General features: G+C 66.1%; 22 protein-coding genes and 1 pseudogene. 16 read left to right on the top strand and 7 right to left on the bottom strand.

Going from position 1 to position 23,248, the window contains the following annotated elements; translation table 11 throughout:
• Positions 1-7 precede the first annotated feature (7 nt).
• From BST17_RS24085 to BST17_RS24060, 6 genes are all read left to right on the top strand, one after another.
• Entirely contained in the window at positions 8-1,174 is a 1,167-nt protein-coding gene (locus tag BST17_RS24085) for an acyl-CoA dehydrogenase family protein (protein ID WP_083061419.1), read from the top strand.
• A gap of 77 nt (positions 1,175-1,251) precedes the next feature.
• Positions 1,252-1,848, top strand: a complete 597-nt coding sequence (locus BST17_RS24080) for a TetR/AcrR family transcriptional regulator (protein WP_083061418.1) — start codon at positions 1,252-1,254, stop codon at positions 1,846-1,848.
• Between the two features lie 49 nt (positions 1,849-1,897).
• Entirely contained in the window at positions 1,898-3,244 is a 1,347-nt protein-coding gene (locus BST17_RS24075; RefSeq protein ID WP_083061417.1) for an NAD-dependent succinate-semialdehyde dehydrogenase, read from the top strand.
• Between the two features lie 73 nt (positions 3,245-3,317).
• On the top strand, positions 3,318-3,824 hold the full coding sequence (locus BST17_RS24070) for a YkgB family protein (RefSeq protein ID WP_083061416.1): 507 nt from the start codon (positions 3,318-3,320) through the stop codon (positions 3,822-3,824).
• 19 nt (positions 3,825-3,843) lie between these two features.
• On the top strand, positions 3,844-4,479 hold the full coding sequence (locus BST17_RS24065; RefSeq protein WP_234807797.1) for an RNA polymerase sigma factor: 636 nt from the start codon (positions 3,844-3,846) through the stop codon (positions 4,477-4,479).
• Positions 4,480-4,493: 14 nt separating this feature from the next.
• A complete protein-coding gene (locus tag BST17_RS24060) occupies positions 4,494-4,718 on the top strand; it encodes an anti-sigma factor family protein (protein ID WP_083061437.1) in 225 nt (74 codons plus the stop codon).
• Positions 4,719-4,722: 4 nt separating this feature from the next.
• Here the strand turns inward: BST17_RS24060 and BST17_RS24055 are convergent, their stop codons facing one another.
• Positions 4,723-6,282, bottom strand: a complete 1,560-nt coding sequence (locus tag BST17_RS24055; protein ID WP_083061414.1) for an alanine/glycine:cation symporter family protein — start codon at positions 6,280-6,282, stop codon at positions 4,723-4,725.
• A gap of 183 nt (positions 6,283-6,465) precedes the next feature.
• On the bottom strand, positions 6,466-6,825 hold the full coding sequence (locus tag BST17_RS24050) for a hypothetical protein (protein WP_083061413.1): 360 nt from the start codon (positions 6,823-6,825) through the stop codon (positions 6,466-6,468).
• 77 nt (positions 6,826-6,902) lie between these two features.
• Here BST17_RS24050 and BST17_RS24045 point away from each other — a divergent pair, with 77 nt between their 5' ends.
• The 3 genes and pseudogenes from BST17_RS24045 to BST17_RS24035 all read left to right on the top strand — a co-directional run.
• Positions 6,903-7,223, top strand: a complete 321-nt coding sequence (locus tag BST17_RS24045; RefSeq protein ID WP_207573711.1) for an ArsR/SmtB family transcription factor — start codon at positions 6,903-6,905, stop codon at positions 7,221-7,223.
• Positions 7,223-7,855, top strand: coding sequence for a cation efflux transmembrane domain-containing protein (locus tag BST17_RS24040; protein WP_083061436.1), 633 nt, complete (start codon positions 7,223-7,225; stop codon positions 7,853-7,855). Before BST17_RS24045 ends, BST17_RS24040 begins: the two co-directional genes overlap by 1 nt.
• A 19-nt stretch (positions 7,856-7,874) precedes the next feature.
• Positions 7,875-8,091 (top strand): annotated as a pseudogene (locus BST17_RS24035) (DUF1622 domain-containing protein); the annotation flags it as partial.
• Here the strand turns inward: BST17_RS24035 and BST17_RS24030 are convergent.
• Both BST17_RS24030 and BST17_RS24025 read right to left on the bottom strand, forming a co-directional pair.
• Entirely contained in the window at positions 8,079-9,221 is a 1,143-nt protein-coding gene (locus BST17_RS24030) for an acyltransferase family protein (protein WP_165762339.1), read from the bottom strand. The pseudogene BST17_RS24035 and the gene BST17_RS24030 overlap by 13 nt on opposite strands.
• Positions 9,222-9,255: 34 nt before the next feature.
• Positions 9,256-10,113 (bottom strand): LLM class F420-dependent oxidoreductase, encoded by an 858-nt coding sequence (locus BST17_RS24025; protein ID WP_083061411.1) that lies wholly within the window; start codon positions 10,111-10,113, stop codon positions 9,256-9,258.
• A 167-nt stretch (positions 10,114-10,280) separates the two neighbouring features.
• Between BST17_RS24025 and BST17_RS24020 the strand changes: the two genes are divergently transcribed.
• From BST17_RS24020 to BST17_RS24005, 4 genes are all read left to right on the top strand, one after another.
• Entirely contained in the window at positions 10,281-11,780 is a 1,500-nt protein-coding gene (locus BST17_RS24020; RefSeq protein WP_234807795.1) for a cellulase family glycosylhydrolase, read from the top strand.
• A 440-nt stretch (positions 11,781-12,220) separates the two neighbouring features.
• The gene (locus BST17_RS24015; RefSeq protein WP_133053576.1) at positions 12,221-13,003 is read left to right on the top strand and encodes a periplasmic substrate-binding domain-containing protein; all 783 of its coding nucleotides are present in this window, start codon (positions 12,221-12,223) and stop codon (positions 13,001-13,003) included.
• A 519-nt stretch (positions 13,004-13,522) separates the two neighbouring features.
• On the top strand, positions 13,523-14,188 hold the full coding sequence (locus BST17_RS24010; RefSeq protein WP_133053575.1) for a hypothetical protein: 666 nt from the start codon (positions 13,523-13,525) through the stop codon (positions 14,186-14,188).
• A gap of 478 nt (positions 14,189-14,666) precedes the next feature.
• Positions 14,667-15,107, top strand: coding sequence for a hypothetical protein (locus BST17_RS24005; RefSeq protein WP_083061407.1), 441 nt, complete (start codon positions 14,667-14,669; stop codon positions 15,105-15,107).
• A gap of 54 nt (positions 15,108-15,161) precedes the next feature.
• Here BST17_RS24005 and BST17_RS24000 read toward each other — a convergent pair whose 3' ends face one another.
• Complete coding sequence (locus tag BST17_RS24000; RefSeq protein WP_083061406.1) at positions 15,162-17,822, bottom strand: alpha/beta fold hydrolase; 2,661 nt, start codon at positions 17,820-17,822, stop codon at positions 15,162-15,164.
• A 303-nt stretch (positions 17,823-18,125) separates the two neighbouring features.
• On the opposite strand from BST17_RS24000, the gene BST17_RS23995 reads away from it, so the two are divergent.
• The 3 genes from BST17_RS23995 to BST17_RS23985 are packed head-to-tail and all read left to right on the top strand — an operon-like array spanning position 18,126 to position 21,226.
• On the top strand, positions 18,126-19,604 hold the full coding sequence (locus BST17_RS23995; RefSeq protein WP_083061405.1) for an amino acid ABC transporter substrate-binding protein/permease: 1,479 nt from the start codon (positions 18,126-18,128) through the stop codon (positions 19,602-19,604).
• A complete protein-coding gene (locus BST17_RS23990) occupies positions 19,601-20,374 on the top strand; it encodes an amino acid ABC transporter ATP-binding protein (protein ID WP_083061404.1) in 774 nt (257 codons plus the stop codon). Before BST17_RS23995 ends, BST17_RS23990 begins: the two co-directional genes overlap by 4 nt.
• 6 nt (positions 20,375-20,380) lie before the next feature.
• Positions 20,381-21,226, top strand: a complete 846-nt coding sequence (locus BST17_RS23985) for a peptidoglycan recognition protein family protein (protein WP_083061403.1) — start codon at positions 20,381-20,383, stop codon at positions 21,224-21,226.
• Between the two features lie 2 nt (positions 21,227-21,228).
• Here BST17_RS23985 and BST17_RS23980 read toward each other — a convergent pair whose 3' ends face one another.
• On the bottom strand, positions 21,229-22,170 hold the full coding sequence (locus BST17_RS23980) for a methionyl-tRNA formyltransferase (RefSeq protein WP_083061402.1): 942 nt from the start codon (positions 22,168-22,170) through the stop codon (positions 21,229-21,231).
• Between the two features lie 203 nt (positions 22,171-22,373).
• The gene (locus tag BST17_RS23975) at positions 22,374-23,192 is read right to left on the bottom strand and encodes a DUF3060 domain-containing protein (RefSeq protein WP_083061401.1); all 819 of its coding nucleotides are present in this window, start codon (positions 23,190-23,192) and stop codon (positions 22,374-22,376) included.
• Positions 23,193-23,248 lie beyond the last annotated feature (56 nt).

The raw sequence follows: 23,248 nt of genomic DNA, 5'->3' as shown, positions 1-23,248 counted from the left end.
AGACACCATGGTCGCCGCGACCACCAATATCCCCGCCTGGCCGCTCACCGACGAGCAGCGTCAGATCATCGACCTCTGCCGCGATTTCGCCGCCAAGGAGATCCGCCCCCGTGGCCGTGAGGTCGACGAGGCCGACACCGTCACGCCGGTCGACATCTTCGCCAAGGCAGCGGCCGTCGGCATCACCGACTTCATGATCCCGGAGGAGTATGGCGGCGGCGGATTCACCGACGTCTTCACCCAGTGCCTGGTGCAGGAGGAGCTGTGCTTCGGCGATCCGGGCATCGGAAACCTGGTGTGTTCCAACGGCTTCTTCTCCGATCCCATCATGGTGCTGGGTACCGAGGAACAGAAGAAGCGGTGGCTGACCCCACTGACCGGGCCCACGGCCGTCATGACAGCGCTGGCGACCACCGAGCCGGAATCCGGTTCCGACGCCGCGTCCATCGCCACGGTCGCCCGCCGGGTCGAGGGCGGATACCGGATCACCGGCCAGAAGGCCTGGATCTCCAATGCCGGCGCAGCCGACCAGTACGTCATCTTCGCCAAGACGGATCCCACCCAGCGGTCCGCCGGTATCACCGCGTTCCTGGTGACCAAGGACGCCGAGGGCCTGTCCTTCGGTGAACCCATGAAGAAGATGGGGCAACGCGCCATCGTGTGCCGGGAGATCTTCCTCGACGAGGTGTTCGTGCCCGATGAGGACCGCCTCGGCGAGGAAGGCCAGGGGTTCTACGGCCTGATGGGCACCTTCGACATCTCCCGGGTGGTCCTCGGGGCCGCGGCCGTCGGTGCGGCCCGGGCCGCCTACGAGTACGCCCTGGACTACGCCAAGACCCGAAAGCAGTTCGGCGTGCCCATCATCGAGCATCAGGCGGTGTCCTTCCGGCTGGCGGACATGGCCACCCGCATCGAGTCGGCGCGGCTGCTGACACTGCACGCCGCCCGCGTGATCGACAGCGGCGCGCCGGCCCGCGGGATCGCCGCGATGGCCAAGCTGACCGCCTCGGAGACCGCGATGTTCGTCACCCACGCGGCGGTGCAGACCCTCGGCGGCTGGGGCTACTCGCGGGAGTTCCCGGTCGAGCAGTGGATGCGCGATGTGAAGTTGGAGGAGATCGAAGAGGGCACCTCCGACATCATGCGGCTGGTCATCTCCCGCAATCTGGACTGACCCGGGAGATTGACCGGACGGCCAGTTATCGCCACTTGTAGGATCGTCACAAAGCAGATCTGCCGACCGGAGGACCGATGCCGCGCCCCAGTGTGGAAGCCGAGCGCCGGCCGCAGATCCTGGCCGCCGCGTGCGCGGTGATCGCCTCGGCGGGCATCCCGGCTCTGCGGCTGTCCGACGTGGCGCGCGAGGCCGGTGTCAGTTCGGGCACCGTGCACTACTACTTCGAGACCAAGCGCGAAGTCATCGCGGCGGCTTTCGAGTTCAACCTGGCCGACTCGCTGGCCCGGCGCCAGGAACTGCTGGCGTCGGGGAAAGACAGCCTGGCGATCCTGCACGACCTGGTGGAGTCCTACCTGCCCAATGACGAATCCTCGGTGCGCGCCTGGAAGGTGTGGCTGGCGCTGTGGGCCGAGGGCAGCCGCGACCCGGTGCTGCAGGAGATCAACGACCGGCTCTACGGCCAGTGGCGCGATGTCGTGGCGGGCGTGATCGAGGCGGCCCAGCGTGAAGGGCTGGCCCGGCCGGGGGATCCGACGGCGCAGGCGAACATGTTGATCGGCATGCTCGACGGACTGGCGGTGCAGGTGGTGCTCGATTCGCCGAGCATGTCCCTGGAGGCCATGCGAAAGACCTGCCACGACTTCATCGCGATCGTCATTGCGCAACATTGAACTGCCCAGACATGCTGTGATCGAACAACATCGAAGAAAGGTCTGACACATGAGCCTGTACGCAGTGGTTGATCCGGCGACCGGTGAGGTGGTGCGTGAGTACCCGACCGCCACGGATGCGCAGATCGAGGATGCGCTGGCCGCGGCGGCCAGGGCCTTCGGTGAGTGGTCGAAGTCCACGACGGTGGCCCAGCGGGCCGATCTGATCCGCAAGGTGGCCGCGCTGCACACCGAGCGCAAGGAGGAACTGGCCAAGATCATCCAGCGGGAGATGGGCAAGCCGCTGGACCAGTCGATCGGTGAGGTCGAGTTCAGCGCGGCGATCTACGAGTTCTACGCCGACAACGCCGAGAAGTTCCTGGCCGACGAGAAGATCGACCTGCTCGAGGGCGAGGGCAGCGCGGAGATCCGGCGCAGCGCGGTGGGTGTGCTCATCGGCATCATGCCGTGGAACTATCCCTACTACCAGGTGGCGCGGTTCGCCGGTCCGAACCTGGTGCTGGGCAACACCATTGTGCTCAAGCACGCCCCACAGTGCCCGGAGTCCGCGGCCGCGCTGCAGCAGATCTTCCTCGACGCCGGCTATCCCGAGGGGGCCTACGTCAACGTCTACGCCACCAACGAGCAGATCGCCGAGGCCATCGCCGATCCCCGTGTGCAGGGTGTGTCGCTGACCGGCTCCGAGCGTGCCGGGGCGGCGGTCGCCGAGATCGCCGGGCGCAATCTGAAGAAGGTGGTGCTCGAACTCGGTGGCTCGGACCCGTTCATCGTGCTGTCGGCAGCGGATCTGGACGCCACGGTCGAGGCGGCGGTGGACGGCCGCTTCGAGAACACCGGGCAGGCCTGCAACGCGGCCAAACGGATCATCGTGGTGGAGGACCTTTACGACGAATTCGTCGACAAGTTCACCGCGAAGGTGTTGGCCAAGGCCGATGGACTGGCCCCGCTGTCCTCGGTGGCCGCGGCGGAGCGGCTCGACGAGCAGGTCAAGCGGGTTGTTGCCGATGGCGCCACGCTGACCACCGACGGTGAGCGTAACGGCGCGTTCTTCCCGCCCGGGGTGCTGACCGGCGTCTCGCCGGACTCGCCGTCGGCCAAGGAGGAACTGTTCGGGCCGGTGGCCACGGTGTACAAGGTGGCCGACGAGGATGCCGCAGTCGAGTTGGCCAACGACACCCCGTTCGGGTTGGGCTCCTATGTGTTCACCACCGATCCCGAGCAGGCCAAGCGGGTCGCCGATCGGATCGAGGCGGGCATGGTGTTCGTCAACGCGGTCGGCGCCGAGGGCGCAGAGTTGCCGTTCGGCGGCGTGAAGCGCTCCGGCTTCGGCCGTGAGCTGGGGCGTTTCGGTATCGACGAGTTCGTCAACAAGAAGCTGGTGCGTATCGCGGGCTAGCGTGTAACGGTTGGCCGTCGGCGGGACACTCCCTTGCGTATCCAGTCCTTCTCGGAGCGCAAGGGAGTCCGCCATGACCATCACGCAGGACAGCCGGTTCATCCGGGCCGAAGCCGCCCTGGCCGGTATCGGCGGCAACGCCGCACGCTACGGCCTGGTGGTCGTGATCGGGTGGATCGGGGCGCTGAAGTTCACCAGCTACGAGGCCTACGGCATCGAACCGCTGGTCGCGAATTCGCCGCTGATGAGCTGGGTCTACGGGATCTTCTCGGTGACCACCTTCTCGGTGCTGCTCGGGGTACTGGAACTGGCGACGGCGGCCCTGCTGGCGGTGAAACCGTGGGCGCCGTGGCTCTCGGCGGTCGGCAGCGTGATCGCGATCGGCCTGTTCGTGGCGACGCTGAGCTTCCTGGTCACCACACCGGGAGTGGGGGAGGCCTCGGCCGGCGGCTTCCCGGTGTTGTCCTCGACGGGTCAGTTCCTGATCAAAGACGTTGCCCCGATCGGTATTTCGGTGTGGACGCTGGCCGATGCCCTGGCGGCGTCGCGTGGCCGGAACGCTCGCGCGCGGCTGCCATGAGCGATCCGACGGGGTCACGGTGACGGTGCCGGGTGCAGGCGAGGCCGCCCTCGTCACCGCCTTGCGAGGTGGGGACGAGGCGGCCGTCGCTGCGCTGGTCGAACAGCACACCCCGGCGATGCTGGGCGTGGCCCGCGGTTACGTGCCGACCCATGAGATCGCCGAAGAGGTTGTTCAGGAGACCTGGATCGCGCTGCTCAAGGGTATCGACCGCTTCGAGGGCCGGTCTTCCTTGCGCACTTGGCTTTTCACCGTCATGGTCAACATCGCCAAGACCCGCGGCACCCGGGAACGGCGGGACGCCGATGTCCAGGTGCTCGCCGCCACCGGCGGTACCGTCGATCCGGCGCGGTTTCGGGACGCCGGTGACGAGTGGGCCGGACACTGGAAAGACGACCGGGCCCCCACCCCGTTCCCGGATACCCCGGAGGGGTCGGTACTCGGTGACGAGTTGCTCGCCGTGACCCGTCGCGAACTGGGCAAGCTGCCCACGCGGCAGCGCGAAGTCGTCACCATGCGTGATGTGTTGGGAATGGAAGCGGCCGAGGTGTGCGATCTACTTCAGATCACCGCTGCCAACCAGCGGGTACTGCTGCACCGTGGTCGCGCCGCGGTCCGGCAGGCGCTCGAGGACTACCTGAAGGAGCCGGCATGACCGATGGCGATGCGATGGACTGCAACCAATTGGTCGAACTGGTCACCGCGTACCTGGAGGGTGCGCTGGACCTCGACACCCGGGCCCGGTTCGATATCCACCTCACCGAGTGCGACGGTTGCGAGAACTACCTGCAGCAGTTCCGAACGACCGTGGACACCCTCGGCAGGGTGGATGCCGGCCGGCTTGACCCGGCGCTGCGCGACCGGCTGATGTCGGCCTTCCGGAACTGGAAATAGACCCTCACCCGCCCGGGCCGGTGGACACCGGAGCCACCTTGTCCTTACCCGTCTTCGGGTCGTAGTTCTCCCAGAACGTCGCCCCGGCGATACCGAGTGCCACCGGGTCGAATGTCGGGTCCAGGCCCGACTTCTTCTGTCGTTCGTAATCCCGCAGTGCCTTGTACGCGGGTTGCTGAAGGATCAGGATGCCGATGATGTTCAGCCATGCCATCAGACCGACACCGATATCTCCCAGGGTCCAAGCCTCGCTGGCGGTCGACACGGCTCCGATGGTCACCGACACCAGGATCAACGCCTGCAGCAGCATGGTCGCGGTACCGCCCACGGTGCCGCGGATGACCGGCATGCTGACGGTCGCAGCCTTGCCCATGATGAAGCGCAGATTGGTCTCGGCCATGTAGTAGTAGGCGATGATGGTGGTGAGGCAGAAGAAGAACAGCGAGATCGCGACGAAACTCGAACCGGCGCCGCTCCACAACGTGTCGAATCCATTCTGTGCAAACGTCGGTCCGACCGCGGCGTCGGCCGGGAGGAGACCGCCGTCGGCAAGCACCGCGCCGTCGGCCGTCTCACCCTCATAAACCCGGTAAGCGCCGGTGGACAGGATGAGGAAGCCGGTTGCTGAGCAGACGAACAGCGTGTCGACGTACACCGCGAAAGCCTGCACGAGACCCTGTTTGGCGGGATGGGAGACCTCCGCCGCGGCGGCGGCATGCGGTCCCGAGCCCTGGCCGGCCTCGTTGGAATAGATGCCGCGCTTGACGCCCCACATGATGGCCGCGCCCAGGATGGCGCCGAAGGCGGCATCGAAACCCAGCGCGCTGGAAATGATCAGGCTGAACATCGCCGGGACCTCGGAGGCGTTGGCGGCAACCACGATCAGCGCAAGCAGGATGTAGGCAACGGCCATGAACGGCACCACCACCGAGGCAAACGCGGCGATACGCTTGACACCGCCGATGATGACGAATGCCAACAGGATCACGGTGCCGACCGCCACCCACCATTCCGACCAGCCCCAGGCATTGTTCATGGCCACGGCCATCGAATTGGACTGCACGCTGGGTAGTAGCAGGCCACACGCCAGGATGGTCACCGCGGCAAAGACCAGACCGTAGATCCTGAACAGTGGGGCTGCGGCCGTGTGCGCCTTGGCGCGGCTCAGGTAATACGCGGGGCCACCGCGGTATTCGCCCGTCAGTTGATCACGCACCTTGTAGATCTGACCGAGCGTGCATTCCACGAACGATGTCGATGCACCCAGGAAGGCCATCACCCACATCCAGAACAGAGCGCCCGGGCCGCCGAAGGCAATGGCGGTGGCGACGCCGGCGATGTTGCCGGTGCCGACGCGGCCGGCCAGCGACATGGTGAGCGCCTGGAAGGACGACACACCTGACGGCGATTTCTCGCCGCGGAGCATCAACCGGATCATCTCCGGTATCTGCCGGATCTGGACGAATTTGGATCGGATGGAGAAATAGACCCCGACGGCAAGGCACAGGTAGACCAGTGCGTTACTCCAGATGTAGCCGTTGAGGGTGCTGAGGAATTCGGTCACGTGTGGGAGTCCAATCGTTTCGTGCGGGTGCCCTCATGGTGGCAGGACCGGCGCACCGATGTGTTTCTTTTCGATGACAACGGCGTTAGACGGCCGGTCAGTGGTCGAGCGGCGTGGTGTCCCGGACCGGCCAGGCGTGGCCGTGAATTATACTGTGACACAGCGGTATACATCGGTTCTGGGTCAACTCAGCACTCTGAGCGGCAGGCTGACGAAACCTCCTCGACCGGACACCGTCATCAGGTACCGGCCGTCCACGGGCACCGGCAAGGTCAACGGGTAGAAGACGAACCCGATCTCGCCGCCCAGGCTGGACTCGGGGACCGCGAGGGCGAGGTCCACCGCCGTGCCCGTGGGATCGCTGAACCGGACGTCGACCGTGGGTGCCGTGTCGGCCGGTTCGGGCTGGATCAGGACCACCAGCGTCGCCTGCACGGTGCGGTCGGGGCGGGCCCGCGCGCTGTCCACGACGCCGCCGATGATGTCGAGTTTGTTGTCGACGACCGCGGCTGATTCGGCCAGCAGTGCCCCCGTGACGATCATGGCCCACCGTATACCCGAAATCGGTCCCCTCGGACCGGCCGTTGTCATCGGTACAGATTTCGATGTACTGTCGGCGCATGCAGACGCTCTCGCACACCGATGCGCTGGCGCGCTTCGGTCACGCCCTGTCCGACGGCACCCGGGCTCAGATCCTGCTGCATCTCACACGCGCACCGAGCTACCCGTCCGAACTCGCCGAGCAACTCGAAGTGTCGCGCCAGATCCTTTCCAACCACCTGGCGTGTCTGCGCGGCTGCGGTCTGGTGGTCGCGGTTCCGGAAGGCAGGCGCACACGCTACGAACTGGCCGACGCCGCAATCGGGCGCGCGCTCAATGATCTGATGGGTCTGGTACTCGCCGTCAATCCGGGCTGTTGCACCGACTGCGCCTGCTGCTGATGACCGCCTCGGTGTCTCCGGCACGCCGCGTGGTGCTGACCCGCCGCATCCGGTGGTTCGTCGCAATCACCATCAGTTACAACGTGATCGAAGCGATCGTGGCACTCACCGAGGGTGCCAGGGCTTCGTCGACCGCGCTGATCGGTTTCGGCCTGGACTCCGCGATCGAGGTGGCTTCCGCCGCCGCAGTGGCCTGGCAGTTCGCCGGCCGTGATCCCGAGGCGAGGGAGAAGGTGGCGCTGCGTGTCATCGCGCTGTCCTTCTACGGGCTGGCAGCCTTCGTCACGATCGACGCGGTGCGCGCACTGGCCGGCGTGGCGCAGGCTCGCCATTCACCGGTCGGCATCGGTCTCGCGGGGCTGAGCCTGGCGATCATGCCGCTACTGTCCTGGGCACAGCGCCGGGCCGGGCGGGAACTGGGATCTCTTTCCGCGGTGGCCGATTCCAAGCAGACCCTGCTGTGCACCTATCTGTCGGCGGTATTGCTGGTCGGCCTCATCCTCAACAGCACCCTCGGACTGGCCTGGGCCGATCCCGTCGCCGCCCTGGTGATCGCCGTGTTCGCGGTCAGCGAGGGCCGGCGGGCATGGCGCGGCCAATCATGCTGCGCGGCAACGCAGCCCTGCGGATGAGGCGTAATACCGCTTCTTCCGGCAGCGGCTCGGCCGCTCCATCCTGCTCGGTCTGGAACTGCTGGTGGCTGCCGATATCGTCCGCACCGTCGCGCTGACCCCCCACGTGGGAGAGTGTCGCTGTACTTGCCGGCATCGTGTTGATCCGCACGTTCCTCAGCTTCTCGCTCGAACTTGAGATCAGCGGGCGCTGGCCATGGCAGCAGCGACCGGAGCAGCAGCCTCAGACCAGCTGACGTGGTTGCGCGGCAACGGGATTGGGCCGGACCCGGGTCCAGCGGTGCAGCAACCATGCCGCGGGTACGGACAATGCCAGCGTGGTGGCGAACAGGCCCAACATCGAACCGGTGAACACCGGCCAGCGCAGAATCGAGGCCATCGCGATTTCCATCAGGATCACGTGCACCAGGAAGATCTCATAGGAGATCTCACCCAGCCACACCAGCGGGCGGCTGCCCAGCAGTCGCGCGAACGCACCGGTCGGGTCCAGCACCAGCGTCGCCAGCAGCCCGACGGCCACCACCGCATAGAGCGTCGACCGCACCACGGCCTGTCCGGGCGTCACCTCGGTGGCGGTCACCTCGCCGGCGATCGGCAACGCCACCACCAGCAGGGCTATCACCGCAGCCGTCAGCACGACGACGCCCCGGCACCGCACGCCACACAGTTGCAGTGCCGCCAAGGCCATCCCCCCGACGAAGTGGATCAAATGTGCGGGCAACCAGATGTTCGCCGACGTCGGCAGCAAGTCGGTCGCATGTTGGACCCACAGCCAGGTCGGTGTCACAGCTGCCAACACTGCCAGCCCGAGCAGCAGGCGGCCGGGCCGCCATCGCCGCCGGCACAGCACCGTCAGCAGCAGGCCGGCCAGCAACGGCAACACAGCGTAGAAGGCGACCTCCACGGCGAGACTCCACATCTGGGTGAGGCCCTGGTGCATGATCGCCAGCGGCGGGTAGATCTGGGTCAGGGTCAGGTGGTGCAGCAGGCCGGACCAGGTATGGCCCGGATTGGGGCCGGCGTCGCGGAATTCGTAGACCAGGTAGGCGATGAGCACCGTCGCGACATAGGCCGGCGCGATGCGCCGCACCCGGTGCCGGGCATAGCGCCGCACCGACGGCAGCCGGGAATGGGTCTGCGTCGCCAACAACCAAGGCCGGAAAAGAAGATAGCCCGAGAGCGCGAAGAAGATCGGCACACCGACCTCCAGGCGCGCGTACAGCGATCCCAGGTAGCCGTTGGTGAGCTGCCCGGTTCCGTAGGCCGCGTGGGTGGCGACGATCAGGAGTGCGGCCGGAGCACGCAGACCGGTGAGTGACGCCACCCGGTGCGCCGAGCGCGAGCCGGCATCGGGTGTCGCACGCATGATCCTCTCAGGGTACGGACGCGGTCGCGAAGATCTACAGACCGGCGGCGATCCGGGCGAGCACCGCGAGGTGATCATCCACGGTGGCCAGACCGGCGCCCATGGTGTTGATCGACAGGTGCGACGCCCCGGCCTGCGACCACGCCGTGACCTCGGCCAGCGCGGCATCGTCGTCACCGCGCCAGGACACCCTGCCCTCCATGCCGATCTGCGCCGGATCGCGTCCCGCGGCGGTGGCGGCGTCCTCGACCACCGATCGGGCGTGGTCCAGGCGGGGACCGGGCGACATCATCGGGAACCAGCCGTCGGCCAGTCGCCCGGCGCGCCGGTACCCGGGATCGGACGCCGACCCGATCCAGATCGGAATGGGCCGCTGGACCGGCAGTGGTGACAACCCCGCCCCGGTGATCTGATGATGCGCACCACGCACGCTCACGGTCGGCTCCGTCCACAGCTTGCGTAGCACCGCGATCTGTTCGGCCGACCGTTTGCCGCGGGTGCTGAAATCCTCGCCCAGCGCCTCGTATTCCACCGCATTCCAGCCGATCCCGACACCCAACCGCAGGCGCCCGGAGCTCAACAGGTCGACCTCGGCGGCCTGCTTGGCCACCAGCACCGTCTGCCGTTGCGGCAGGATGATCACCCCGGTGACCAGTTCGACGGCCTCGGTGACGGCCGCCAGGAAGCCGAACATCACCAGCGGTTCGTGGAACGTCGTGCGTACGTCGTACGGGCCGGCCCACCCGGTGTGCACCGCGGGATCGGCGCCCACCACATGGTCGTAGGCCAGGATGTGGGTGAAGCCGAGCTCCTCGACCCGTCGGCCGTACGCGCGCACCGCACCCGGATCGCCACCCAGCTCGGTCTGTGGGAACACCACACCAATCCGCATGAGCCCAGCATGCCGCAGGCTGCGCCCGCTTTTCGACACGCCGAATTGGGTGCGGTCGATATGGCGGGCCTTCCGTTAGAAAGAACTCAAATTTGGGAAAGGCCGAAATGAGTGGGATTACGGTGCGCCGGCGATCGATATACCCGCGCCGTAAATTGTGGCGCAGTGTGCTCGGCGCCATTGTTTCGGCGACGTGCGTCATCGCGCTGGTCTCGGTGCCGACCTCGCAGCGACCACGACAGGTCATTGCCGAGACCGTCAACCCGCTCAGCTTCCCGGCTACCACCGTCGGGTTCGCTGATTCCCAGGTCTACTTCTACGACGAGGCGCAGGTCGCCCAGACGGTGCAGCGGTGGGTCGCCGACAATGTCCGACTCGTCCGGATCGGTATCCCGTGGGCCGGCGTCGAGGCGGTCAAGGGCAGGTATGACTGGTCACGGGCCGACCGGGTGGTCAATGCGGCCAAAGCGGCCGGCATCTCCGTCATCGCCTGCATCACCTCGAGTCCCTGGTGGGCGATGGCCATCGGATCGATGCCGCCGCACGGCCGGCCCGCCTCACCGGAGGCCTACGGAAAATTCACCGCCAAGGTCGCTGAGCGCTATCGGGGCAAAATATCGGCGTACGAAGTCTGGAACGAACCGAACGGTTTCACGGGATACACGCCGTGGCCGGATCCGGCCGGATACACCGCGTTGCTGAAGGCCGCCTATCCGCGGATCAAGGCCGCCGATCCCGCGGCGGTAATTCTCGGTGGTGTGCTCGGCTCTGGAAAAACATGGGGCGCTTGGACAATTGACCCCGTCACCTTTCTGAAGAAGATGTACGCCAACGGTGCGCAGCCATTCTTCGACGCGCTGTCCTATCACCCGTACAGCTACAGCATGAAGTTCTCCGGCGGGATGTTGCAGCCCGACTCACCGGTGGAGCAGCTGGTCCGGATGCGCCGGGTGATGCTGGAGAACGGTGACGGCGCCCGCAAGATCTGGGTGACCGAGTACGGCGCGCCCACCAACCGGGTGAGCGAGGCCGGGCAGGCCGATTTCATCGCCGACATGATCAGCACCTGGCCGGAGCTGCCCTATGCGGGACCCTTGTTGCTCTACACCACAAGGGATCTGAACAGCTCTGGGAACAATGACGACGACCGTTTCGGTGTCTACCGATCGGACTGGGTGCCCAAGCCGGCGCAGCGGGTACTGCAATCCCGCCCGGGCGTGCGTGAGGTGTACGCGCGCTTCGCCGCCAATGCCGCGCAATCGGCGCCCGTGCTCGGGGAGGTGCTCAGTCCGGTCTACGCCAACGCCTCCAAGGTCTGGACCCAACTGTGGAGCCTGGGCACGTTGTGGGAGACGGCGCCCGGGAAGTTCGTCGCGTCCCCGACGCCGGTGATCAATCTGGCGCGCTCGCGCAACGGCGGCCTGCCGATCACGACGTTCAAAGACGGTTACCAGGATTTCGGCGGATGGCAGCCGTTCCGGGTGTGGTACTCCCCGGCGACCGGTGCGCAATGGGCCAGCGCGGAGTTCGCGAAGAAGTGGATTCCGGCCCTCGGGCTGGCCACCTCGTCGGAGAAGTGGACCAACGGCGGCACCAGGGTGACCTTCCAACGCGGGCATATGACCTGGGTGCCGTGGGTGGGTGTGAAGGTCGTCCTGACGCAGTAGGACCCAGCAACGACGTGCGGTGCGCGGCGGCGGTACCCGCGCGTTCTCGGTGATGGTTGCCGACGGCGGTGGCCCCCTTGCTGCACCGCGGAATCTGGACCCCGACTGCGCAAATCTGATGTTTAGTTTGCTGATCGACGGTTTTCGATCTTGATGAGCCGCTGATGGCAAATCGTGACATAGGCACTTGCGCGCGCCCTTCCGGACCGCTGTGGCAACGTCAGCTTCGATGTCGTCACTCCTTGCAGGGATGCTCTGAACTGGTAATTTGTTCCAGTAACGATGGGACGGCTGTGTACCGGGGGATGGTATCGGGCAAACAAATTTTCACACGTGTCAGATAGAATTTTGGCAAATCTGCGAGGGGGACTATTCCGCCAGGCAACTCACGTGCTAACTTCTCCGTGTTGGTTGGGGAATTTGCTGAAAGGGAGATCAACATGTACCGACGTCAGGAAAAGTCCATCCGGATGATTGCCGCGACTGTCGTCGCAGGGGGCGGAATCGCGCTTGCCATGGGTGCCGCCACGGTGACGGCCGGCGCTGCGCACGCGGACACCGGGCAAAGCACCACGCAGAGCTCGAACAAGTCGCCGCTGCAACGCCTGGGCAAGTTCGGGTCGAACCTGACTCAGAACATCGGCCGCGTCGGCAGCAATCTGCAGATCAATGGCGGTACCGCGGCGAGTAACGCCCAACAGCAGGCCGGCCAGTTCGGCAGCGACCTGCAGCAGAACAGTGGCGCGGCCGCCGCTCATGTGCAGCAGCAGCTCGGCACCGTCGGAAGCAATCTGCAGATCAATGGCGGCACCGCCGCGAGCGATGCTCAGCAGCAGCTGGGTCAGGTGGGCACCGACCTCCTGGTCAACGGTGGTACCGCGGCCAGCGATGCGCAGCAGCAGCTCGGCACGGTGGGAAGCAACCTGCAGATCAACGGTGGCACCGCCGCGAGTGACGCTCAGCAGCAGCTGGGTCAGGTGGGCACCGACCTCCTGGTCAACGGTGGTACCGCGGCCAGCGATGCGCAGCAGCAGCTCGGCACGGTGGGAAGCAACCTGCAGATCAACGGTGGCACCGCCGCGAGTGACGCTCAGCAGCAGCTGGGTCAGGTCGGCACGGATGTCCTGGTCAACGGTGGTACCGCGGCCAGCAATGGACAGCAGCAGCTGGGGCAGGTCGGCACCGATGTCCTGACCGGTATCGGCTCGGTCCTGGGCGGCTGAACCACGCCTGAGAGGGCGGGCGGCGGGAAACCTCCTGCTGCCCGCCCTTTTTGTGTGTCCACATCAGGATCGGCGCCTGTCCCCTTCGGAATCCGCGCAGAGGGAAGGGTTTGCTGATCGGTTCCGTCGCAGCCGTGGCTCTACCTCCTGATCGTCCGATAAGCGTGTCGATCAGGCAGGTTTTGCTGTTGCATCAGCTAACTGTTTGACGGCGCGAGCATGGGACGGTGCTTCGAATCCGGAGCACGTGCTGGGTGTGCCGGTTGATCTTCGAAACTGCATGAAATGCGGCTTATATGAACCAAGATCGATCTTTGCCAGCGTAAAGCCGGACCGCGCGGGACGGTCGGTCCGGCCCGAGAGTGTCGCCATGCCACCGAATTGCTACAGCGTCTACCGAGCATCCAGCTAACGAAAATGCGACATGTTGTCGTTTGGTGGATTTTCCGGTCGGGTATGCGTTCGTTGCGTGACTAGCGCAGGAATCGAACAACAGCAATTTGCTATAGGGAGATGATGATGGAGCGCAAGAGCCAAGGCATTCCGACCCCGTTCAAGGGCGTGGCATGGGCAGGCGCGGCCGCGGCAATGTCGGTCGGCATCGCGGTGGCAGGCGCGGGTACCGCCGCCGCAGCCCCGGATGACAGCGGGACCACGACCCAACAGCAGAGCTCCGCGAGCGTGTCCGGCAGCAGCAACAACCCCCGGGATTTCGGCAACAACCTCGTTCGTAATCTCGGCCGCTTCGGAAGCAATCTCGTGCAGAACACCGGTCAGGTCGGGACCAACCTCCAGCAGCATCTCGGCCGGGCCGGCACCAACGCGTTGATCAACACGGGCACCACCGCCGACAACCTCGTCAACAACGCCGGCGAGGTGGGGACCAATCTCGGTCAGAATCTCGGCGAGACGGGGAGCAATCTGGTCGACAATGCCGGTGAGGCCGGAAGCAATCTGGGTGAGAACCTTGGCCAGACGGGGAGCAATCTGGTCGACAACGCCGGTGAGGCCGGAAGCAACCTGGGTGAGAACCTGGGTGAAGCCGGGAGCAATCTCGTCGACAACGCCGGTGAAGCCGGAAGCAACCTGGGTGAGAACCTTGGCCAGACGGGGAGCAATCTCGTCGACAACGCCGGTGAAGCCGGAAGCAACCTGGGCGAGAATATCGGCAGTCTCTTCGACTGACGTGGACGCCTTGACGGCGGGCAGCGGAATCCCGGTTCCGCTGCCCGTCTCCCTGTTCGGTCCCGGGGCCCAGACTCGGCGTGTCGCAGTAGCCGGCCAAGCTTCCCGGCCTGCCGCCGACAGAAGTTTGCCAGACCTGCGTGGCGCGTTGCCGTTACCGGGTAGCCGGGGTCGTCTCGGCATCGGCTTGGCGGATGCTGCACGCCGCCACACGATCCGAACGCCCTGATAACCGTCAAATTATCACCAGCGAAAATACTTGCTGCGTCTCACGGTGCACGTCGGTACTGGTCAGTCCTGCACCACTCGGACCGACGGTCGGCCGGATAGCTAGCTCATCCTCGAATTGCAGCAAAGAAACTGGGGGTTTGAAGCCACGTGTGCGCGGGCACTTCACAACCGTCAAATATGATCTGCGCCACACAATCCGTGTTAGCTTCGCGCGGTGCGTATGGGGTTTGCTGGAGGGAGACAAATCATGGATCGCAACGGCTGGGGGATGCCCAAGATGGTCAAGGGAATGGTGCTTACCGGCGCCGCCGGCGCGATGTGTCTGGGCATCGCCGTCGCGGGTGCCGGGACGGCTGCGGCAGACGAGGGTTCCTCCGCTGCCGCGGCCCATGTCGCCGCACAACAGCGGGCGGCCGGTTTGACGCCCGAGGACATCGGCGAATTCGGTGACAACCTGGTGCGCAACCTGGGCCAGTTCGGCAGCAACCTGCAACGCAACGCAGGCCAGGTGGGCAGCGACTTCCAGCAGAACACCGGGCAGGTCGGTAGCAACCTGCAGCGCAACCTGGGTCGGGTGGGCACCAACCTGCTCGTCAACGGTGGCACGTTCACCAACAACCTGGTGCAGAACGCCAACCGGGCCGGCAACGACCTGGCCCGCAACATCGGCAGCCTGTTCAACCGCTGACGCAACAGACCGGCCGGGCCGGCAGCGCATGCTGCCGTCCCGGCCGGTGTCGTGTCAGCGGCCGAGTGCCTCCTCGATGAAGTCGGACACCGCGCCGATATGCGGTTCACGCACGATCGACATGTGCGTGCACTCCAGGTGTCGGACCGTGAGATCCCCGGTCAAGATCCGCGGCCACAGTCGGGGGTCATCGCGGTTGAGGTGGCTCAGCACCAACAGGGTCCGGCCGGACCAGGGTTGCGGCGCGTACCGCAGCCCGATCATCATGCCCCACTCCTCGACCGCAACGGTCTTGCGTTGCAGATCGTCGAGGAACAGGCCGGCGAGCTTGAACTCCTTCTGGTGTTCCCACCACGATCGGGCATCGGTCTGCATGTTCGTTTCGAGCGTCACCGTGACATCGGGGAGGTCCCGGCGCGCCCTCTTGGCCGTCAGCGGTGACAGCCACGGGTCCAGCATCACCAGCAGTTCGATTGTCTCGCCTTGGTTTTCGAGGATCCGCGCCGCTTCCAGCGCGATATGTGAACCCAGCGAATGCCCGATCAGGGTGTAGGGGCCGTGCGGTTGAACACGGCGGAGGTTGCGGACGTGTCGGCGCGCCGCAGCGGGCACCGACAGGTCCGGGATCGCGCGCTTCTCCAGCCCTTTGGGTTCCAACGCGTACACCGCAGTGCGCTCGCCCACCCGTTCGGTCAGCGGAACGAAACACAGCGATGAGGCGCCGGCGCCGGAGAAACAGAACAGCGGTGTGCCGGTGGTGTTCTCCGATATCGGGCGCAGCGCCACCACGGTCGGGATCTGCGCGGCCGCGCCGCCGGACCCAGCCAGCTTGAGCGCGAACTCGGCGACCGTCGGAGCGCCGGCCAGATCCGACGGGTTCAGCTTGATGCCGTGTACCTGGGACACCCGCCCCAGCATCTGGGTCACGGTCAGCGAATCACCGCCCAGGGCGTAGAACCCGTCGGTGCGGCCCACCCTGTCCACGTGCAGCGATTCCGCCCACAACGCGGCGATCGACGATTCATGTTCTCCCCGAGGCGGATCGAATTCCGGACGCCCCACCGGCGGTAGCGCGGCCCGGTCGATCTTGCCGCGGTCACCGCGAGGGAGCGCGCCGAGCACCAGGATGTGCGCGGGCACCATGTAGGGCGGCAGGTCCCGGTGCAGGCGGGTCCGCAGATCGGCGACCGCAGGGGTGCGCGCGTCGGGGTCGGCGGCGACATATGCGGTCAGCGTCGGCGTGCCGCTGGTGTCGGCGATGACGGCGGCCTCGACGACATCCGGGTAGCTGAGCAGCGTGGACTCGATCTCGGCGGGCTCGACCAGATAGCCACGGATCTTCAGTGTCGAATCGGCGCGGCCGGACAGCACCAGATTGCCGTATTCGTCGAGTCGGCCCACATCGCCGCCGGCGTAGGTCCGGGAGCCGTCGGCATGCACCATGAACGTCGCCGCAGTGGCCACCTGGTCCAGGTAACCCAGGGCGAGGTGACGCGAGGTGATCGAGACGGCGCCGTCATCGGCGATGTCAATCCGCTTGTGCGGTGCAGGAACTCCGACCGGGATGATTCCCTGTGGCAGCGCGGCGCTCGGCGGGATGTCATAGCTGGCGATGGCCAGGGTCTCGGTGGAACCAGCCCAGTTCGTGAAGACCGCGTGGGGCGCCAGTTCGCGTGCCGACCGGACGTGCCGGGCGTGGGCCGGCTCGCCGGTCGTCACGATGCGCTGCACGCCCGGCAAGGTCCGGCCCCTCGCGGCGCGGTGCAGGGCGTCCACGAATGCGGGCGTGCAGGCGATGGCCTGGACGCCCGCGTCGGCGATCTGGTCGAAGGCGTCTGCGGCCGACACCGTCTGCGGATCGACGGCGATCACCTCGGCGCCACCGAGCAGCGCGGCGATCAGCACATTGAGGCCGGCCGCAAAGCTGATCGGCATGCACAACGCCACCCTCCGGCCGTCGGCCAACCCGAACCGGTCGTTGAGCAGCTGAGCATCGCACTGCCACAATCCGTTCGGATGCAACACGGCCTTCGGTGTCCCGGTGGAGCCGGAGGTGAACTGGATGCTGGTCACATCGTCGTGAGTCACGCCGGCGCCGAACTCCGCCGGCGCCGTCACTGCGGCAGGCAGCGCTGCGGGCACCTCGAACCGCACCGGTCGATAGCCGTGCTCGGCGAGGATGGCCGTGATCTTCTGGATGCGAGCCGCCGGCATCGCGGGGTCCAGTGCCACCACCGGGGTGTTCGAGGCGAACAGCCCCAGGATGGCGGCCACCGTCGCCGGCGTCATCGGTGCCGGGAACAGAGCGGCGCGTCGGTCGGTGTCTGGCGACGGGTCCGCACCGGCAAAAGCGGCTGCGCCGGACAACAACTCGTGATAGGTCACCGCTTCGGTCGCTGTCCGGAAGGCGGTCTGGTCACCGCGGGCCCTGGCGGTCGCGGCAAAGTGTGCGGGTACCGATCGATACGCCAACTCGCGATCCGGCAACTCGGGATCCTGGCGGATGGGCCCGGCCCGGCCCACGGCCCGGTCGTGAATCGCGCCGGCGACGGACGCCCCGCCGGCGCGGTTCCGTCGTGCGATGAATCCCGCGCCGACGGCGAGCACCCCCGCGGCGCCCGCGAGGGTGCGCACCCTGCGTCGCAGCCGGCGGCCCCGGTTGCCGGCGGCAGCGGCGTTGCTGCGACCTTCGAGAAACCGGCTGAACTGCGCCATCGAACCTTCCCGACTGTGCTGAATACCATGCTGGACAAGAATTTCGGAGCACCGATCACGGCGATCGGCCGGCCCGAACCCTGCAGAGTTTAGCCGCCTGGCGGCATCGAGATGAGGCTAGGCTAGCCTCAGTGACGAAACGTTTCCTCGGCGCCGCCTGTCGCACGCACCTGCAGATGCTCGTCGGAGCATCGGGATCGGCGGGACACGGCGCCACAACCTGGCGATTGTCCAGAGAACGCGCGCGGAGGCCTGCTCCGGCGCTAGCGTGAACCGTCACAGCACACCGGACGGGAGACCATCATGCGAGCCGCTAGTTCGTCGGGTTGTACGCCCACGCCACCCAGCAGACGGAGAAACCGGTTGCAGGTGGTCCTCGCTGGTCTGCTCGTCGGACTGTTCGGTGTCGCCCTGCTGCTGCCCGCGAGCGCTGCCGCCGAGGGCGAGACCTACACCATCGCGACGGACACCACCTTCGCACCGTTCGAATTCCAGGATGCCAGTGGGAAATTCGTCGGCATCGACATGGACCTGATCCGGGCGATCGGCGAGGATCAGGGGTTCAACGTCGACATCAAGCCACTGGGCTTCGACGCCGCGCTGCAGGCGGTGCAGGCCAACCAGGTCGACGGTGTCATCGCCGGCATGTCGATCACCGACGAACGCCGGAAGGTCTTCGACTTCTCCGAACCCTACTTCGAGTCCGGTATCCAGATGGCGGTGCTCGAGGACAATGAGGACATCAAGTCCTACGAGGATCTGCGCGGCAAGCGCGTCTCGGTCAAGAACGGCACGCAGGGCGCGGATTTCGCGAACTCGATCAAGGACCAGTACGGCTTCGAGGTGGTCTCGTTCGCCGACTCCTCGACGATGTTCGATGAGGTGCGGACCGGCAACTCGGTGGCCGCCTTCGAGGACTACCCGGTGCTGCTCTACGCCATCCAACAGGGCAACGGCTTCAAGACGGTCACCCCGAAGGAGGATCCGACCGGATACGGCTTCGCGGTCAACAAGGGCCAGAACGCCGAACTGCTGCAGAAGTTCAACGCTGGGCTGGAAAGTCTGAAGGCCTCGGGTCGCTACGACGAGATCCTGGCGACCTATCTCGGTGAGGGCGCGGCCACGAGCGACAACTCGTTCTTCGGTCTGATCAAGAGCACGACGCCCATGCTGTTGGCCGGCCTGAAGATGACCATCATCCTGACCGTGTCGTCGATCTTCTTCGCGCTCATCCTCGGTGTCATCTTCGGATTGGCCAGGGTGTCCCGATCGATCTGGTTGCGCGCCATCGGCACCACCTTCGTCGACATCTTCCGCGGCACGCCACTGATCGTGCAGGCGTTCTTCATCTACTTCGGCATCCCGACGGCGCTGGGCTTCCAGATGTCGGCCGTCACCGCGGGCATCATCACGCTGTCGCTCAACGCCGGCGCCTATATGACCGAGATCGTGCGGGGCGGCATCCTCTCGGTGGACAAGGGCCAGATGGAGGCTGCCCGCAGCCTCGGTATCGGCTACCTGCCGACCATGCGCAAGGTGATTCTGCCCCAGGCGATCCGGACCATGATCCCGTCCTACATCAACCAGTTCGTGATCACGCTGAAGGACACCTCGATCCTCTCGGTCCTCGGCATCGCCGAACTGACCCAGAGTGGACGCATCATCATCGCCGGCAACTACAAGGCCTTCGAAATGTGGCTGATCGTCGGCATCATCTACTTCATCGTCATCATGGCGCTGACCAAACTGTCCGACCGGCTGGAGAGGCGGCTCGTCAAATGAGTGAATTGGTTACCGAAGCCGCGGCCGCCGAACCCGCGGGCACCGTAAAGATCCGCATCGAAGGGCTGAAGAAATCCTTCGGCGACCTGCTGGTGCTCGACGGCATCGACACCACCATCAGTCACGGCGAGGTCGTCTGCGTCATCGGCCCGTCGGGCTCGGGCAAGTCGACGTTCCTGCGCTGCCTGAACAAGCTGGAGGACATCACCGGCGGCAAGGTCGTCGTCGACGACTTCGACCTCACCGACCCGAAGGTCGATCTGGACCGCGTGCGCCAGCACATCGGCATGGTGTTCCAGCACTTCAACCTGTTCCCGCACATGACGGTGCTGGAGAACGTGACGCTGGCGCCGCTGCTCACCAAGAAGATGGACAAGGCGGCCGCCGAGAAGAAGGCGTTGGAGCTGCTCGGGCAGGTGGGGTTGGCCGAGAAGGCCGGGGTGAAGCCCTCGACATTGTCCGGCGGCCAGAAGCAGCGCGTGGCGATCGCCCGCGCGCTGGCCATGAACCCGTCGATCATGCTCTTCGACGAGGCCACCAGTGCCCTGGACCCCGAGATGGTCGGTGACGTGCTGGAGGTGCTGCGCACGTTGGCCCGCGGCGGTATGACGATGGTCGTGGTGACCCACGAGATGGGTTTCGCCAGGGAAGTCGCGTCCCGGGTCATCTTCATGGCCGACGGCCACATCGTCGAGGAGGGTCCGCCCGCGGAGATCTTCGACAATCCCAAACACCCTCGGCTGCAGGAGTTTCTGTCGAAGGTACTCTGAACAGCGGTGCCTGCATCGAAATCCTGGACCGGTGATCCGGTCTGGCTACCCGACGTGCTGCGGGGCGAGGGCCTGTCCCCGGTGTTGTTTCCGAACTGGCGTACCCGCGGACACGGTGACTTCAAGGACATCCGCGGGGTGATGGTGCACCACACCGGATCCGACACCGCCGATGCCGCCTCGATCGCCCGTGGTCGGCCGGACCTGGCCGGGCCGCTGTCGCAGCTGCACATCGCCCGCGACGGTACGGTGACCGTGGTGGCAGCCGGAGTGGCCTGGCATGCCGGCACCGGCATGTACCCCTGGGTCCCGGCGAACATGGGCAATTGGCATCTGATCGGCATCGAATGCGCGAACACCGGAACCCGTCCGTCCGCACCGCACCGTGAGAACTGGCCCGACGCACAGTATCTGGCGCTGGTTCGGTGCTGTGCGGCGATAAACCGGCGGTTGGGTCAGACCTCGGCCCGCACCATCGGGCATCGTGAGTACGCCGGGCGCGCGCAGGGTAAATGGGATCCCGGGGCAATCGACATGACGGTGCTGCGCAGTGACATCGCGGCCCAGATCGGTGCCGTGGCTACCGGCCCGACACCGCGCCCACCGGTGCCGGTGGGCGAGTACACCGACCTGCTGTTGTACCGGGGTAGCCGCGGTCCCCAGGTCGCGGAGCTGCAGCGGCGGTTGAAGTTCGGCTACGCCGCCTACGCGGGCGATCTGGAGATCGACGGCGAGTTCGGAGAACGCACCGAGGCCGCGGTGCGTGAATTCCAGCGCCGCACGCCCGGCCTGCGGGTGGACGGAATCGTCGGCCCCGCAACGGCGGCCGCGTTATCGTTGCGGATCGTCTGAGATCAGTCGGCGGCCGGGGTCAGGTATCCGCCGCGCCGGAAGAAGTCCTTGCCGGCGTGCTCGGTGCCCGCGGCGTCGCGAACCTTGGTGATGACCAGGCCCAGATTGCCGCCGCGGTAGGCGGCCGGGCCGCACACCACTGCGCCGCCACCTTCCTGCACGATGACGCGACCGGGCGTCCCGCCGTAGTGGATCTCGGACACCTGCGCCTCCAGGACCTCGATGCGCTCACCGCGGTAGAAGGCGTACGGGCGCGGGTACGGCGCCGACAACGCGCGCACCAGACGCTCGAGATCCTCTGCGGGCCAGGACCAATCGATGAGGCTGTCGCGCTCGGACCGCTTGTGGAAATAGGTGCGCGTCGCCTTGTTCTGCGGACGCCACTGCGGGTTGCCGGACTCCAGCGCGGTCAGCGCCTCCTTGAGCGCACCGGGGATCAGATCGATACCGCGCTCGACGAGTTCGGTACCGGTGTCCTTGGGCCCGATCGGCAGCGAGTGCTGAACCAGGATGTCGCCGGTGTCGAGGTCCTCGTCCATCCGGTGCACGGTCAGCCCGATCTGGGCCTCCCCGCTGATCAGCGACCAGATGACCGGTGAGAAACCGGTGCCTTTGGGCAACAGCGAATCATGCAGGTTCAGGGTTCCGTGCGGGGGCAGGTTGTAGAGCTCCGGCGGCATCCAGGTGTACCAGCTGTTGACGACGATGACATCGGGCTCGGCGCGTTTGACCAGGTCGATGGTCTCGTTGTCGACCCGCTCGGTCAGGTGCACCGGGATGCCACGCGCCCGGGCGAGGTCCTCGACGGAGTCGGAGAAGATTCCCTTGTAGGAATCGTCACTGGCCGGATGGGTGACCGACAGGGCGACGTCGTGCCCAAGGTCGATCAGAGCCTGCAGGGTTCTGACACCCCATGTCTGGAAACCGAACGAAACGATGCGCATCCCCGAATGCCCTTACTGCTGACGAACCTGTGAGCCACGTGAGAAAATGTCCGCCGCTCGATGACACGGGACAAGCTAACAGATTTGTTTAGGCTTAGCTAACTTGCCGTTGGCGCGGCTGAGCAGGCTCCCCACCTGGGCAAATGTCAGTGGGTGACAGTTTGGTCGACAGATCTGGGGGCGAGCAGGCGGGGAGGACGTACTCAACCCTGTTCGATGACGTTCCCGCTCCCGGATTGATCGATCGTCGGGGAGCCGTCCCGATAGGTCACCGTGTTCTCGAAACCGGACACGGTGATCTCGTCGGTCGATTCGGCCGTCACGACGTTCTCGAAACCCGATACCGTCACCGCGGTGCAGTGACCCGTGATGTCGACGGTGTTGTCGGCACCGCTGATGATCACGATGTTGTCGTTGCAGCTGACCGAGCGGTTCGACCCGATGCCCGTCACGGTGATGGTGCTACCGGGTTCGGCAGTGGCGTCCCCCGGCGCGTTCGGTGCACCCGGATCGACCACGATCGGCGGCAGGTCGGGTAACTCGGGGAGTTGTGGGATCTCGGGGACGACCGGTCCGTCGGTCAGCACGCCACCGCCGCCGGCGGTCCCCGGCGTCGTGGAGTTGCTGCTGAACAACCAGACCGCCGCGGCCCCGCCGGCGCACAGCAGCAGCACCAGCGCGATCGGCACGATCAGCATCCACGGCCGGAGACCGGAACGCTGCGGTGTCGACGGGTACGGCTGCGGGTAGCCGGCGGCGTACGGGTCGGTTCCGTAGCCGCCCTGCGCATATGAGGATTGGCCATAGGGGGATTCGCCATAAGGGCTTTGGCCGTAAGGGGATTGGGTGTACGGGGATTGCCCGTAACCGGATGGCTGCGGCCACTGTTGGGTCGGTGGCGGCAGCGGCGGGGGTGTGGCGTCGTAGCTCGTGCCGTAGTTGGTCGGACTCGGCTGCTCGGTACCGAGTTCGGTCGGTTCCAGCGCGCGGATCCGGGCCTCCGGATCGTCCTGCGGATTCATACCGGGATGGTCGCATATCGGCGGGGTGCGCGACGGTGGGAAATCCGCAGGTGCCG

It is taken from the genome of Mycolicibacterium bacteremicum (genome assembly GCF_002086115.1).
Classification (GTDB): Bacteria; Actinomycetota; Actinomycetes; order Mycobacteriales; family Mycobacteriaceae; genus Mycobacterium; species Mycobacterium bacteremicum.
This window is presented reverse-complemented; position numbering and strand designations above follow the sequence as displayed.